General features: G+C 33.2%; 13 protein-coding genes. 2 read left to right on the top strand and 11 right to left on the bottom strand.

From position 1 onward, the window contains the following. Positions 1-138: 138 nt before the first annotated feature. Positions 139-957: a CD20-like domain-containing protein gene (locus tag ACVQ8P_RS03445; protein ID WP_462297508.1), complete on the bottom strand. Its 819-nt coding sequence runs from the start codon at positions 955-957 to the stop codon at positions 139-141. A 687-nt stretch (positions 958-1,644) separates the two neighbouring features. On the opposite strand from ACVQ8P_RS03445, the gene ACVQ8P_RS03450 reads away from it, so the two are divergent. Beyond that, the gene (locus tag ACVQ8P_RS03450) at positions 1,645-3,612 is read left to right on the top strand and encodes a CDP-glycerol glycerophosphotransferase family protein (protein ID WP_462297509.1); all 1,968 of its coding nucleotides are present in this window, start codon (positions 1,645-1,647) and stop codon (positions 3,610-3,612) included. Positions 3,613-3,659: 47 nt separating this feature from the next. Here ACVQ8P_RS03450 and ACVQ8P_RS03455 read toward each other — a convergent pair whose 3' ends face one another. Next, positions 3,660-4,505: an SDR family oxidoreductase gene (locus tag ACVQ8P_RS03455; RefSeq protein WP_462297510.1), complete on the bottom strand. Its 846-nt coding sequence runs from the start codon at positions 4,503-4,505 to the stop codon at positions 3,660-3,662. Between the two features lie 115 nt (positions 4,506-4,620). On the opposite strand from ACVQ8P_RS03455, the gene ACVQ8P_RS03460 reads away from it, so the two are divergent. Beyond that, complete coding sequence (locus ACVQ8P_RS03460; RefSeq protein ID WP_462297511.1) at positions 4,621-5,088, top strand: Rrf2 family transcriptional regulator; 468 nt, start codon at positions 4,621-4,623, stop codon at positions 5,086-5,088. 542 nt (positions 5,089-5,630) lie between these two features. On the opposite strand, the gene rplS is transcribed toward ACVQ8P_RS03460, so the two are convergent. The 9 genes from rplS to smc all read right to left on the bottom strand — a co-directional run bounded on the left by rplS (position 5,631) and on the right by smc (position 14,584). Continuing rightward, positions 5,631-5,978, bottom strand: a complete 348-nt coding sequence (gene rplS, locus ACVQ8P_RS03465; protein WP_462297512.1) for a 50S ribosomal protein L19 — start codon at positions 5,976-5,978, stop codon at positions 5,631-5,633. Positions 5,979-6,109: 131 nt separating this feature from the next. After that, positions 6,110-6,841, bottom strand: a complete 732-nt coding sequence (gene trmD / locus ACVQ8P_RS03470) for a tRNA (guanosine(37)-N1)-methyltransferase TrmD (RefSeq protein WP_462297513.1) — start codon at positions 6,839-6,841, stop codon at positions 6,110-6,112. Positions 6,842-6,843: 2 nt separating this feature from the next. Then, positions 6,844-7,359 (bottom strand): ribosome maturation factor RimM, encoded by a 516-nt coding sequence (rimM, locus tag ACVQ8P_RS03475; RefSeq protein WP_462297514.1) that lies wholly within the window; start codon positions 7,357-7,359, stop codon positions 6,844-6,846. Between the two features lie 71 nt (positions 7,360-7,430). Further along, a complete protein-coding gene (locus tag ACVQ8P_RS03480; protein WP_462297515.1) occupies positions 7,431-7,676 on the bottom strand; it encodes a KH domain-containing protein in 246 nt (81 codons plus the stop codon). 10 nt (positions 7,677-7,686) lie between these two features. After that, the gene (gene rpsP / locus ACVQ8P_RS03485) at positions 7,687-7,962 is read right to left on the bottom strand and encodes a 30S ribosomal protein S16 (RefSeq protein WP_409022599.1); all 276 of its coding nucleotides are present in this window, start codon (positions 7,960-7,962) and stop codon (positions 7,687-7,689) included. A gap of 139 nt (positions 7,963-8,101) precedes the next feature. Beyond that, a complete protein-coding gene (ffh, locus tag ACVQ8P_RS03490) occupies positions 8,102-9,538 on the bottom strand; it encodes a signal recognition particle protein (protein WP_462297516.1) in 1,437 nt (478 codons plus the stop codon). A gap of 15 nt (positions 9,539-9,553) precedes the next feature. After that, positions 9,554-9,895 carry a putative DNA-binding protein gene (locus ACVQ8P_RS03495; protein WP_462297517.1) on the bottom strand — a complete coding sequence of 114 codons (342 nt, stop codon included), beginning with the start codon at positions 9,893-9,895 and terminating at the stop codon, positions 9,554-9,556. A gap of 112 nt (positions 9,896-10,007) precedes the next feature. Then, entirely contained in the window at positions 10,008-11,015 is a 1,008-nt protein-coding gene (gene ftsY / locus ACVQ8P_RS03500; protein ID WP_462297518.1) for a signal recognition particle-docking protein FtsY, read from the bottom strand. A gap of 32 nt (positions 11,016-11,047) precedes the next feature. Further along, positions 11,048-14,584, bottom strand: coding sequence for a chromosome segregation protein SMC (smc, locus tag ACVQ8P_RS03505; RefSeq protein ID WP_462297519.1), 3,537 nt, complete (start codon positions 14,582-14,584; stop codon positions 11,048-11,050). Positions 14,585-14,586: the final 2 nt, after the last annotated feature.

Here is a 14,586-nt window from a genome sequence, read left to right on the forward strand (position 1 = left end):
TCTAACTTGCTATTAACAGGTTAAGGGATTTTTTTGTTGTTATAATATTGCTAGAATAAGTACAATCCAAATAATTAAACAACTGCAGCTTATTAGCGAGTTACCAGATCTAGATATTGAATTTTTAATTTTACTTGTTTATAGATTTAAAGTAAGGTCATACGTATGATATGCGTCCTCATCATCATAATTATCAGTATCATAGTCTGCATCAAATTTAAATCTAATACTTGTTAATGAAGTCACTTTTTTTAATGATTTAACAGGAATAGTAACGGTCCCATCCTTTGTTACCTTGTTAGCAATATCCCCATCCCAATTTTCGTCAGAATCAGCTTCATGTTGTTCGCCATTACTAAAAATAGCGGTACCTTGAGTTGGATAAAATGAAATATCTTTTGAAGGTGTTACAGAAAAATGCAACTGAACAAATCCTGCAGCGTTAAAAGTACCATCGTTTGCTGATTCATATGAGTAAGATTTAACGAGTTTATACACAGTAACTTTATCAATTTTTACTTTAGTTCCAGCCCAACTATTGTCAGTAAAATTAACAGCATAATTTTTACTATCATTAAATTTATAGTCCGTATAAGCAACGGTTATTGATTTTTCTTTAGAATTAGTTTTAGACTGGTCTTTTTCACTATCAGTTGTTGTATGTCCTGCGACAGACTTACTTGCAGTATCATTATTAGTATCCGTGTTCTCTGCTGAATCACTATACGAAGATTGTGCCATTAAAACAATAGCAATTGCTATTATACTTAGAACTGTACCGATAAGTGCAAGTGTTTTTTTACTTTTTCTATTTATGATAAGCGCAATAAAGCCTAAAATAACTCCAATAACTCCTAAAAAGAATGCAAAATTATTAATAATTGGAACCCATGAAAATACTAAAGCCAGGCCTCCCCAAATAATTGACAATAAACCTAAAACTTTTTTTTCTGACATTGTAAATACTCTCCTTTTCAGCTTTTAACGTGAGTCTTCTCTGCACGTAAGATAGATTTTTTAACTTACTACAAACAGTGATGTAAAATATTCTGTTAATACTAATTTAACAAACTTAATGAACCATGCACTTATCGTCAATTTGTCTGTAATAAAATATCTCTATAAAACCAATTAATTCCAAATATAATAGTAAAAACAACTAAAAAAATACCTGCTATTTCAAAAACTGGTAAAAAGTATCCATTCTGTTAATAACTAAAATGGCATAACCCACTTTTTACCAGCGTCTGAAATTAGTTAGGTACATATCTTTTCGCTGATATTTATAAATTAATGTCATCATAAGATTAAAATCATTCATGTAATCTTACCAATTTTAACTAAAAAATAGTTTAAAAGTACTACTGAGGCTCCTCATTGAATTTATTTTAAAGGATTATTAATTTAAGATTTTGTAATTTATATTCAAATTAATTATAGAATTTACCTAAGTATAATAAATTGACCAGTTAAAAACGTCTGCATTTTGCATAATTTTCATTTAGATTATTATTATAGTAAAATTAAATAGCATTAAACTTTCTTAACATTTAAATAATTGATTTTATGCTACACTATCAGTACAAAGTCTGAATACTTATTCAGCAGATAAAATTAAATTTGTACGATTAGGCTGGTGTTTTTATGGATAAAATAACGATTTATACAAAAGAAAATGCTTACTATCTTGAAAGTGATACCTATATTTTTGAGCATATTCACGTTAAAAATGAAAAATCTGGTAAAACGCTTAAATTTGAACAAATTAATCAGTTAACCTGGAAGATTAGCACAACAACACTCAGCCAACTTTTTGAAAATAATTCACCAAATAAGGGGTTTATTTATTATGGTTTAGATGATAAACAAATTTCTGGAGAAAATTTTGAAATCATCACAACCACAGCATTACAATTGTGTATAGACAATCAAGACTTAGTTCTTTATCATACATTAGGTCATTATTTACGATTTATGTGGAATAAACAACCTTCACTGAAGTCATATTATAAATCAGGATATCTCACAGAAGTTTCTGATGTCAGCCATGACTCGCTCGAATTTACAATCAAAATAAAATCACAATACTTACCACTTTCATCACTTACATTAATCATAAAAAATCGAGTATATAACCTGACGACAGAATTACCCAGTAATCTAATTTCAGTTGAAAATTTATCAACAAATAACTATGAATCTATTTTTATCGTAAAATTGATTCCTTCTGAAATCTTTCCTCTCTTAACAGAAGATTTAACCTTAAATGCCTATGATCTTTCCATTTTTGATTACTCATTTAAAACGACCCTTACAAATATGACCATTAAAGAACTAATTTTTAGACTACCCATGCAATCAAAAAAAGCTGCATTAGATTTTTGGTATCCTTACGATCAATCAACGATGATTCTTTTAAGTTTTTATTCAACTAAAAATGGCAATTTATCGAATAAGCTTAGTCTGCTTAAAAAAGAGGTCTATTCTGAACTTAAAACAAAAGATGACACTTTCTTCCATCCAGTTACAACGGAAAAAATTCTTTTGATTACCGAATATCCACAAAAAGCACAAGATAACGGACTTGCCTTTTTTGATTATCTGATGAAAAATAAAACTGAATTTAAGCCCTATTATGTTGTAACAAATGATTCCAAAGACTTAAAAAATTTAAAAAAATATAGGGACAACGTTATTTTTTACAAAAGTATTGCCCATATTGAATTATTTTTCAAAGCTAAGTATCTCGCCCACACCCATAATTCTAATTATGTATTACCCTTTTACAGTGATTCAACTATTACCAAACTAAAAAAAATTAATAAAGTATTCCTTCAACATGGCATTACTGGTTCTAAAGATGTCTCAAAACTTTACGGTAACCAATATCACCCTACTTTTACAGATAAATTTATTGTCAGTTCTCAAAGAGAAGCTAATATAATTCAAAATAAATTCAACTATTCAGAAAATGACATCAAAATAACTGGTTTAGCGCGATTTGATAACTTACTTAATAAAAATTGGCGACAATCTTTTTTACCCCATAGAAAGCGGATCCTAATTATGCCTACTTGGCGTAATAATCAAGAATTTCTATCTGATAGTGACTTTCTGGAAACTACTTTTTACAAAACCTACCAGAGTTTAATCACTAATTCAGATTTAAAACTATTTGTTAAATCTCATAAAATAGACGTTAATTTTTATCTTCATACTAATTTTCAAAAATATCGCCACCTTTTTAATTCTGAATTTGTGTCAATCCTTCCAGAAGGACAAAAAAGTGTCCAATTCTTATTAAAAAATCATGAGCTTTTAATAACAGACTATTCCAGTGTTGGTTTAGATTTTGCCCTACAAAATAGACCTGTTCTCTATTATCGATTTCCAGAAGAATTGACTAAAGAACCGAATCAGACCAACTCAGAATTTTTCTTACCTGGACCAATTGTCTCTAAAGAAACTGATTTGATTAACCAAATAAAAGTAAAAATATTCAATCATTCATTAGACGTTACCTATCAGCAACTCATTCATGAAAATCTTTATTCGTTTACTGATTGTAATGCTCGGTTAAGAATTTTAAAGGTATTTAGAGAATTTGAATAATAAAAAAACCGCAATTTTAAAATTGCGGTTTTTAAGTACATTAATTTTTATTTTAATAATTCTTTTACTGCTTCTGGGAATGACATTAATTCATGACCCAAAGCCATTTCAAAATCAGTTGAATCAACATCTAACTGACCATCTTTAATATCATATTGGAATACTAAGAAGATTTTTGCAACTTGTTCAGGTAATCCAGCATTTATTAAACTATCAATGAATTCTTTATCATTACCTGCAATAATGTCAAATTTCTTACCTGTTGCTTGTTCCAAAGCATCAGCCAAAACAGCATAAGTAACAGGCTTACGTGATAATTCCAATACTTCTGAGAAATCAGCGCCTGCAAGTGCCTTTGCGGCAACCTCCGCATATTCACGTTTTAGTGCCCATCCTGTTTTACCTTCTCCAGCAGCGTAGACAAATTTACCACTAGCCATTGCGCCGCCAATAATTGGCATTTCATTTTCTAAGTACCAATTATTACGTAAAAATGTATGTGCAATACCAGATTCTTTAATTAATTTTTCAGTAAACCGATGATCTGCCGAAAGGCCACTCTTAGAGTTATCTGCATCTGGAAAACTTGTGTATGCAATATAAGAAACACCCGCTTCTTTTGCTGCATCAATCACATTTTTTTGGTTAGCTTGACGATCATCAGTACCCATTGAGATGAAGAGCAAGCGATCGATACCAGTTAATGCTTTTTTCATTGATGCTTCATCAGAATATGACCCGATTCGAACGTTATAACCAGCATCTTTTAATGCTTGTCCTTTTTCTTCACTACGAGCAAGTACATAAGTTTCAGAAATTGGAACTAAATCTTTTAAAACCTTTAATGCGTAGCCACCAAAGCCACCCGTTGCGCCAGTTACTAAGTATGTCATATCAACCACTCCTAAAATTTTATTTTTAAGTACCTGTACATTTATTTGGTACAGGTATATAGTATACCTATCAGAGAAATAGTCAAGACTTACTTTTAGAAAGGAACCTTAACAAATGAAATATTCAGTTCAATTCAGTGACGCGATTCATATTTTGGCTTACATCGAAATTTCTAAAGATACAAATTTTCTATCTAGTCAAAATATTGCGAATAGCGTTGAAACAAACCCGTCAAATGTTAGAAAAATTATGAGTCACTTAAAAAAATCAGAATTAATTATGACAACCAATGGACAAGCAAAAGCAACTCTTGCTAAATCACCCAAAGAAATTAGCTTATTAGATATTTATAGAAGTATCGAGGGTAATACCCGATTGATTCAGGTAGATCCTAAAACAAATCCCGCTTGCTTCGTTGGTGGTAATATTCAAGATGTCTTGTCCGAACAATATGCCTTACTTCAAGATAAAGTTGAACAAGAAATGGCTAAAATTACATTAGACAAAATTATTCACCACATAGCAACATTAGAAACAGATCGTAGACCTGAGAATGCTGGAATTATGGCACCGTTTATTTAAAATTTACTTATTTTTTCTTTATTTTCAATAACTAATTCGTGACTATATTTTTTGTCTCGATTAAAATCTCGTACAGTTTTCCGTAATATTACCGCTACTTTCATAAAAGAATTATATTCTCTTGAAATTGAATCATTACGAAAATCCCCAACAAAATAAATCCATTAATAATGGTAAGTTCTTTCTTCATCTATTATCAATAAATTTATTTTTATTCATACTAAAAACTTCTATTAAATCTGCTACTATAGCAAAGATAATTATATCAGTAGCTAATATGGTATTGGTGATGTACTATTTCTACAAATTTATTTTAACTCCACTTTGTACCAATAATAACTTTTAAATACATCACTAGTCATATACCTATTAAATTCTGGTCTTATTGTCATATTTAGATATTCCTTATCAACTTAATATGTAGCCTAGTTCAATTAACAATAGAAACCTATTCATAATATAGCCAATTACTTAGAGCCTAAATTTTATAATTAATCCAAATAAAAAAAGCCTTGATATAATCAAGACTTTTCAACATCATTCTAACGGCGAGCTTCTTTAATACGAGCAGCTTTACCATTAAGAGCACGTAAGTAGTACAATTTAGCACGACGTACGCGACCATGACGGATAACTTCAATTTTAGCAACACGAGGTGAATGTAATGGGAAAGTACGTTCAACACCAACACCGTTACTGATTTTACGAACAGTGTAGCTTGAGCTAATACCTTTACCACGGCGTTTTAAAACAACACCTTCGAAAAGTTGGATACGTTCACGTGTGCCTTCAACAACACGGGCGTGAACTCGAACAGTATCACCTGGGCGGAACTCAGGAATATCTGTACGTAATTGTGATTCTGTAAGTTTTGCGATCATTGGACTCATAATTTGGATCTCCTTTTCAACAGAAATTCATGCACATTTATTATGCCAGCGGAATATCGTAATTTTTATGTGGCTTTTAACCACTTTTGAAAGTGTATCATATTAATATAAAGGCGTAAAGTGCTTTTCCTTTACTTCTCTAACTTTATATCAGCTAACCATTCAATTTGTTGTTTAGATAATTGCATCTCTTCCAATAAATCTGGTCTTCTCTCAAATGTACGTCTCAATGATTCCTTTTGACGCCATTCATCAATCAATTTATGATTGCCATTTGTTAAAACTTCAGGTACTTTCATCCCTCTAAAATCAGCTGGACGTGTGTATTGTGGATATTCTAACAAGCCATTTGAGAAAGAATCTCCTGGGGCTGATTCTTTATTACCCAAAACTTCGGGTAATAAACGTACAGTTGCATCAATCATGACCATTGCGCCTAATTCACCGCCTGTTAGGATGTAATCTCCAAGTGAAACCTCATCAGTCACAACTTCTCGAATACGTTCATCGTAACCTTCGTAATGACCACAGATAAACGTTAAATGTTCCTCATTCGCAAATTCTTCAGCCACTGTCTGGTCAAATTTACGACCTGCCGGATCTAAAAGAATAACCTTACCTTTTGCGTTAGATTCCTTTTGGACAGCTTCTAACGCATCAAAAACGGGTTGTGCTTGAAGTAACATTCCCGCACCACCACCATATGGATAATCATCGACATGATTTTGTTTGTCAGTCGTAAAGTCTCTAAAATTAGTGACTTTCAAATCAAGCACCTTTTTTTCGATTGCCTTACCAACAATTGATTGTTTCATTGGACCATCAAACATTTCTGGAAATAAACTTAAAACGTCAATTTTCATATTTAGTCGTCCAATCCTTCTAAAAGTTCAACCGTTACAATATTGTGCTCAACGTCGACATTTTTAATAACATCTTTAATCACTGGCAATAATAAATCACCTTTACCTTGACGTTTAACAACCCAGACGTCATTGGCACCTGGACTTAAAATTTCATAAATTGTCCCTATTTTTTCTTTTTTTTCGGTTTGGACATCTAACCCAATAATTTGGTGATAATAGTAATTATCTTCTTCTAATTCTCGAAGACCTTCATCAGCGACTTTTAAATCAAGCCCTTTATATTTTTCAACCAGGTTAATATCTTGTAAACCTTCAAACGTCACGAGTTCAAAATTTTTATGATGTCTATAAGTCATAACCGTTAACGAAATAATTTGTTTCCCGTTCTTATCGAACAGATACAACACGGTTCCCTTTTTAAAACGCTCAGAAACGAAGTCAGTTGTAGCCATAACTCTGACTTCTCCTTTGATTCCATGAGTATTGACGATTGTTCCTACTTGATAATAAGCCATATTTGCTCCTTTTCATTGTAAAATAAAAACTCCTAAACAAAACATTGCTGCTTCATTCAAGAGTTACTATTTTAATCTAATATGTTTAGACGCACTCGTTTCGAACTCGTTAAACGCACACCATAGATTATTGTTCTAATAGCCTGCGCAACCTGTCCGTGCTTCCCAATAATACGGCCAATATCATCTGCATTCACAGATAATTCAAAATAGACATAATGATCATCTTGTTTCTGCCCTACTTGGACATCATCAGGATTTTCAACAAGCGGTTTGACAATTGTTAAAATTAAGTTTGTCACTTCTGCTTCAGTCATTTAATTGTCCTTATTTTTTAGAGAATTTAGCTTCATGGAATTTCTTCATGATGCCTGCATTTGAAAGAATGTTACGTACAGTATCTGATGGTTGTGCACCATTGTTCAACCAGTTTAAAATACTTTCTTCTTCAAGTGTTACTGTTTGTGGTTCTGTTAATGGATTGTAAGTACCCACGTTTTCGATGAAACGGCCATCACGTGGTGAACGTGAATCAGCTACAACGACACGGTAGAACGGTCTCTTTTTAGAACCCATACGTTTTAAACGAATTTTTACTGACATTAATATACACCTCCTGATATCTACTTCAACAGTAATTAATATACCAGTTATTTATCAGCTTGTAAAGGTTTTTTTCTTGACAGTTAAAATAAATTTCAAAAATACCTTTAAAGCCATACCAGTATTAGTTATTTTATGCTTATTTTCTAGAATTTTTATTTTTTTTCATGCGTTTTTTCTTGTTTTTCTTGTTCTTACGGACCATTGAATTCATCGACATCTTAGCTAAGCGACCTGTTACGCCTTTACCAAGCATACCTTCCATGCCTTCAAAATTACCACTGTTCATTTTCTTCATCATTTTCTTCATCTCGCCAAATTGTTTAATCATTCGATTAACTTCAACGATTGGACGACCAGCACCTGCAGCGATACGGCGACGACGACTTGGGTTCAAGACGTCTGGATGTTCTCGCTCTTGTGGCGTCATTGAATACACGGTTGCACGCATATGATCAATATCCTTTGGATCCATTTTAACATTCTTCATAGCTGGATTATTAGCCATCCCTGGAATCATCTTCATAATATCTTCCATAGGACCCATATTTTGTAGTTGATCCATCTGGCTTAAGAAATCATTAAAATCAAATGTATTTTCTTGGAATTTTTCAGCCATTTTAGCTGATGCTTTTTCATCAAAATCTTGTTGCGCTTTTTCAATTAGCGTAAGCATATCACCCATGCCCAAGATTCTTGATGCCATACGATCCGGATAGAAGACATCCAAATCAGTCATCTTTTCACCTTGACCAATAAATTTGATAGGTTTACCCGTTACTGAACGGATTGATAATGCAGCACCACCACGAGTATCACCATCTAATTTAGTTAAGACAACACCAGTAACATCTAATTGCTCATTAAAGCCCTTAGCAACGTCTACAGCGCTTTGTCCAGTCATTGAATCAACAGTTAAAAGAATTTCATTAGGCATAGCTAACGCTTTAATTTGAGCTAATTCATCCATTAAGGCTTCATCGATTTGTAAACGACCAGCTGTATCAATAATAATATAATCATTTTTATTTTCTGCCGCTTGTGCTAACCCTTGTCGGACAATTTCAACAGGGTTAACTTTTGTCCCTAATTCAAAAACTGGAATTTCTAAATCACGGCCTAAAACTTGTAATTGATCAATAGCCGCTGGACGATAAACATCAGCTGCAATCATTAAAGGTCTTGCGTTTTCTTCTTTTTTTAATTTTAAAGCTAACTTACCAGCTGTTGTTGTTTTACCAGCCCCTTGTAACCCAACCATCATAATAATTGTTGGAATCTTAGGTGATTTATTTAGTGGAACAGCTGTTTCACCCATTACTTTAGTTAATTCTTCATTAACAATCTTAACAATTTGTTGCGACGGTGTTAAGCTTTCAAGTACTTCCGCACCGATTGCACGTTCTCGAACAACTTTGACGAAATCTTTAACAACTGTAAAGTTAACATCAGCTTCAAGTAAAGCCAAGCGAATTTCACGCATAACTTCCTTTAAATCAGTTTCAGATATTTTACCCTTACGACGAAGTTTCGTCATCGCATTTTGTAATCTTTCTGTTAATCCTTCAAATGCCATTTTACCTACCTACCCTTACTCTTCGTCTAATTCTTCTAATTGATTAATTAGATCGGTTAATTTTTTGTCTTCTTTATAGGCACTATCCGTATAGTGCTTAATTTGGTCTAATTTTTCATTACGTTTAATAAAATTATGATACAAATTTAACTTGGCTTCATAATCCTCTAAAATCTTCTCGGTCCGCTTAATATTATCGTAAACGGCTTGCCGACTCACATCAAAATTATCCGCAATTTCACCAAGAGAAAAATCATCGCCATAATACATGGCCATATATTCAGCCTGCTTCTTAGTTAATAATGATTCGTAAAATTCAAATAATGCATTGACTCGATTGGTTTTATCAATCGCCACTAAAAAAACTCCCTCATTTTGTTTCGTTTAGTCCTACTAGAAGAGTACCGACTTTAAACCTAAACGTCAATAGTAAAAAGAAGTCAGATTAGATTAAATCCGACTTCTAAGCTTATTCTTCTTTTTCTGGTTGTTCACGAACGAGACCTTTGAACAATCCATAAACAAAATCTTCTGCATTAAAATCACGCAAATCATTCATTTGTTCACCTAAACCAGCAAGTTTAACTGGTAAGTGCATTTCATTACGAATCGCTAAAACAATCCCACCACGAGCAGTGCCATCAAGTTTTGTTAAAACAATCCCACTGACATCCGTTGTTTCTTTGAATTGTTTAGCTTGGATTAAAGCATTTTGCCCAGTTGTTGCGTCCAAAACAAGTAGAACTTCATGCGGTGCATCTGGAATTTCTCTAGAGATAATGCGCTTAATTTTATCTAATTCACTCATTAAGTTCACTTTATTTTGCAAACGCCCGGCTGTATCAACTAACAAAACATCGTAGTCTTCTTCTTTAGCACGCTTGACAGCATCAAAAATAACAGAGGCAGGATCACTTTTTTCTGGTCCCCGAACAACAGGAACATCGACGCGACGGCCCCATTCAGCAAGTTGTTCAATTGCTCCGGCTCTAAATGTATCTCCAGCAGCCAAAAGCACTTTTTTACCTTCTTCATGGTAGCGATGTGCCAATTTACCAATCGTAGTTGTTTTACCAACACCATTAACACCAACAAATAAAATAACCGTTGGACCTGATTCAGCTTGAGCAATCGAATTATCTTCGCTTTGACCTTCTGATTCATATAAATCAACTAATTTTTCAATGATTGCGGCGGAAACGGCATCAGGATTACTAACATTACGCAATTTAACTTCTTCTTGCAGTTCACGACTAATTGTCATCGCCGTTTCAAAACCGACATCAGCTTCAATTAACGTTTCTTCTAATTCTTCAAAAAAAGCTTCATCAACTGTTCTAAAATTGGCGAATAGTGAATTTAAACGTTGACCAAAGGTTTTTCTTGATTTTTCAAGACCTTTATCATATTTTTCTTGGTTGGATGATTCTGGCTCTTCACCCGTAAAGGCTTGTTTAATTCTACTAAATATTCCCATTCATAACGCCTCCTAATCTTTTATATAGTATATCAAACCGCTCTATCTAATGATACTGAGACCATTTTAGATATACCCGATTCTTGCATTGTGACCCCATATAAAGTATTGGCTTCAACCATCGTTCCGTTTCGATGCGTAATCACAATAAATTGTGTTTCTTGATGAAATGATTTTAAATAACTCGCAAAACGAGCCACATTAGCTTCATCAAGAGCGGCTTCAGCCTCATCTAAAATACAGAAAGGCACTGGTTTAACTCTTAAAATAGCAAATAATAACGCAATCGCTGTTAATGCTTGCTCTCCACCAGAAAGTAAACTCAAACTTTGCACTTTTTTACCCGGCGGCTGTGCCAAAATATCAATTCCTGTGGTTAAAAGATCCTCTGGATTCGTTAACTGAAGTTTGGCCTTTCCACCACCAAACATAACTGGAAAGACTTTTTCAAATGCTTTAGAAATATCATCAAAACTAACTTTAAAGCGTTTTTCAACTTCAGCATCCATATTTGTCATAGTCTTTTTCAATTGTTCATCGGCTTCTAATAAATCAGCCTGCTGTTTCAATAAGAATGAATAGCGTTCATTGATTCTTTCAAATTCATCAATAGCTGCGACATTCACGTCACCAATTTCTTTCAACCCTTTTTTTAATAACTTTTGTTGCGCTAAAATAGTCTCCAGTGTTTGATGATTTTCTGATTTTTCAGCTTCTTCAAAAGTTTGCTGAAAGTCAGTCGCTAACTGATTCAACTTCTCGTCCAGTGACTGATCAATTTGTTGTTTTTGATTTTCAGTTTGACTTTTATCAGCAATAACATTGCGCTGTAAGTCGGATAAACGGGACAGATTTTCAGTTTCTTCAGTTAATGACTGATTAATCTCAGTTCGATTTTGCTTGAAATTAGCTAATCGTAAATCAGCATTATCTGTTTGACTTTGAAATTCTTGAAGCTTTTTTTGACTTTCGTTCTCTTGCATTTGGCTACTTTCTGTATGATTAAGCAATGCTTGATAGCGCTCCTTAACTATTGTAACTTCTTCAGTCAATGCTTGAATTTCCTTACTCAACAGAACACCGTTATGATTTTGTTGTTTTAATTGTTCTTGAAAAACTAATAAACTCTCACGATGATTTTGTTTCTTAACTTGTTGTTGCTTTTCAAATTGATCAGCATTTTTTAACTGTAACTCAATAGCAGCACTATCGTCATTCGCCGCTTGGATTTGATTGCCCAATGTCGTGATTTCTTGTGTATTATCTTTACGTTTTGCTTCATTACTTATTTTAGTCAATTGACTTTTTTTAAATTCACTGCGTATTTCAGTTAACTTAAGTTCCTGTTGTTCTAAAATCAAACGACTAGTTGTTAACTGAGATTGTGTCTCTTGATACTGATTTTTAAAATCAACAATCATTAGTTCAACTGATTCAATCACTTGTTTCTGATTTCCAACAGAAACGCCAGCTTGATTACCTCGAACCTCACGAACTTCTAGTTCTTGTTGCATTTTTTGAATACTTTCATCCAATTGTGTGATAGCTTGTTTTTGGTCCAATAAACCGCCAGCTCGTTGTTGTTTACCACCAGTCATTGAACCACCAGCATTCATAACTTCTCCGGTAAGTGTCACAACTTTAACGCGATGATTCAGATGACGACTAACTTCAATCGCTACATCCAAGTCTCGAACGATTATCGTCGTTCCCAACAAGGATTGACTAATTTCAGCAAATTTTGGTTCCACCTGAATAAGCTCGGAAGCAATCCCAATGACACCCTCATGACTTAACACTGAACGTTGCCCCTCACTCATAAAGCGCCCTTTAATGATTGAAATAGGTAAAAAAGTTGCTCGCCCATAATTTTTCTGTGTTAAGAATTTAATTGCACGCTTTGCAACAGATTCATCTTGAACAATTATTTGTTGTAACTGCGCACCTAATGCTGTTTCAATTGCTTGATTAATTTCCTTTGGTACCGTCATTAATTCAGCCACTGCACCATATAAACCAGGAAAATTCCTTTTTTCTTTTAAAATAGCTTTAGCACCCTGATAGTATCCATTATAACTATTTTGCGCTAAGTGTAGATTATCTTTTTTATTTTTTGCCTGTTGTAAGATATTGGCTGCTTCAAACCAGCTTCGTTGTTGTGACTCATAGGTCTCTGTATCAGCCTTTAAAGTAACTTTCAATGCAGCCAATTTTTGCTCTTCATCCCTTAATTTGGTATTAATCACATTAAACGACTCATTTTTAATTTCAAAATCACTGCGTACTTGATTTAACCGTTTTTCTTCAGTAACTATCCGATTATCATTTTCACTTAATATCACATCAGGATTTGACAATTTTTTTAAAAACTCATTTTCACTCTGCAATCGTGTCTGTTGTTGAATCGCATCATTAATAAATCGTCCTAATTCCTTCAAACGTTCTTGACCAGACAAATCATTAGTCACAATTTTTTTATCAATAGCTTCAATAACGTTATTTTCATCGATAATATTTTGTTGTAATTCTAATAAACGTTTGTTTAAGTTCACTAATGCGTCTTGCTTAAATTTAATTTGATTATTCAAGGCCGCTTGTTCATTTTTTAATTCTGTTATCTGCTGTTTTTCAAACGCTTTTTTTTGCGTTGATACGTTGTTTTGACCCAGTAAACGTTCTTTATTAATTGTTAAATCTAATAATTCATTTTGAGTTTGATCAATACTTTTTTCAATATTGCCTAACTGTAAACGATAATCAGCGACTTCTTGCTCTTTTACCGTTACTTTTGTTTTATAGCTGAGATTCATTTTAATTAACTGTTCCAATGAACGCGTCACATCATTTTTCTGCAATGATTGGCTTTTAATTTCTTTTACTAAGCGACTGCGTTCTAATTCATCAAATTGTTTCTTTTGAGCTAAGTAATCTTTTGCTAAACTACTTTGCTCTCGTAAAGGATCAACCTGCCCTTTAAGTTCAAAGATAATATCAGAAACACGATTAAGATGACCCTTTGTTTCTTCTAATTGGCGAACAGCAATATGTTTCTCTTGCTTATATTTAAGAACACCAGCAACTTCTTCAATAATTGACCGTCTATCTTCTGGTTTACTACGAAAAATTTCAGCAACACGGCCTTGAGAAATAATCGAAAATGATTCTTTTCCAAGCCCAGTATCCATAAATAAATTCGTAATATCTTTAAGACGACATTGCTTTTGATTAATCAGAAACTCACTATCGCCTTCTCTAAATAAGCGTCTAGTGACCGTTATTTTTTCAGAATTCTCTTGAATATAAAAATCAGAATTATCAAAAGTAATGCTAACTTCAGCACGATTAACTGGTAACCGATCTTTTGACCCCGCAAAAATAACATCAGGCATTTTGCCACCACGTAAATTTTTAGCAGATTGTTCACCAAGAACCCAACGAATAGCTTCAACAATATTACTTTTCCCACTACCATTAGGGCCAACAATACCAGTCATCCCGTCTTTAAATTCAATTGTTGTTTTATCTGCAAATGATTTAAACCCATTAATGACTAAAGACTCTAATTTCATTC

It is taken from the genome of Dellaglioa sp. BT-FLS60 (assembly GCF_054941065.1).

What these genes read in the sequence shown, in the direction of transcription:
- trmD (WP_462297513.1), bottom strand. Translation starts at nt 6,841, where the DNA reads ATGAAAATTGACGTTTTAAGTTTATTTCCAGAAATGTTTGATGGTCCA.
- ftsY (WP_462297518.1), bottom strand. Translation starts at nt 11,015, where the DNA reads ATGGGAATATTTAGTAGAATTAAACAAGCCTTTACGGGTGAAGAGCCA.
- ACVQ8P_RS03445 (WP_462297508.1), bottom strand. Translation starts at nt 957, where the DNA reads ATGTCAGAAAAAAAAGTTTTAGGTTTATTGTCAATTATTTGGGGAGGC.
- ACVQ8P_RS03455 (WP_462297510.1), bottom strand. Translation starts at nt 4,505, where the DNA reads ATGACATACTTAGTAACTGGCGCAACGGGTGGCTTTGGTGGCTACGCA.
- ACVQ8P_RS03450 (WP_462297509.1), top strand. Translation starts at nt 1,645, where the DNA reads ATGGATAAAATAACGATTTATACAAAAGAAAATGCTTACTATCTTGAA.
- rimM (WP_462297514.1), bottom strand. Translation starts at nt 7,359, where the DNA reads ATGGCTTATTATCAAGTAGGAACAATCGTCAATACTCATGGAATCAAA.
- ACVQ8P_RS03480 (WP_462297515.1), bottom strand. Translation starts at nt 7,676, where the DNA reads ATGACTGAAGCAGAAGTGACAAACTTAATTTTAACAATTGTCAAACCG.
- rplS (WP_462297512.1), bottom strand. Translation starts at nt 5,978, where the DNA reads ATGAGTCCAATGATCGCAAAACTTACAGAATCACAATTACGTACAGAT.
- rpsP (WP_409022599.1), bottom strand. Translation starts at nt 7,962, where the DNA reads ATGTCAGTAAAAATTCGTTTAAAACGTATGGGTTCTAAAAAGAGACCG.
- smc (WP_462297519.1), bottom strand. Translation starts at nt 14,584, where the DNA reads ATGAAATTAGAGTCTTTAGTCATTAATGGGTTTAAATCATTTGCAGAT.
- ffh (WP_462297516.1), bottom strand. Translation starts at nt 9,538, where the DNA reads ATGGCATTTGAAGGATTAACAGAAAGATTACAAAATGCGATGACGAAA.
- ACVQ8P_RS03460 (WP_462297511.1), top strand. Translation starts at nt 4,621, where the DNA reads ATGAAATATTCAGTTCAATTCAGTGACGCGATTCATATTTTGGCTTAC.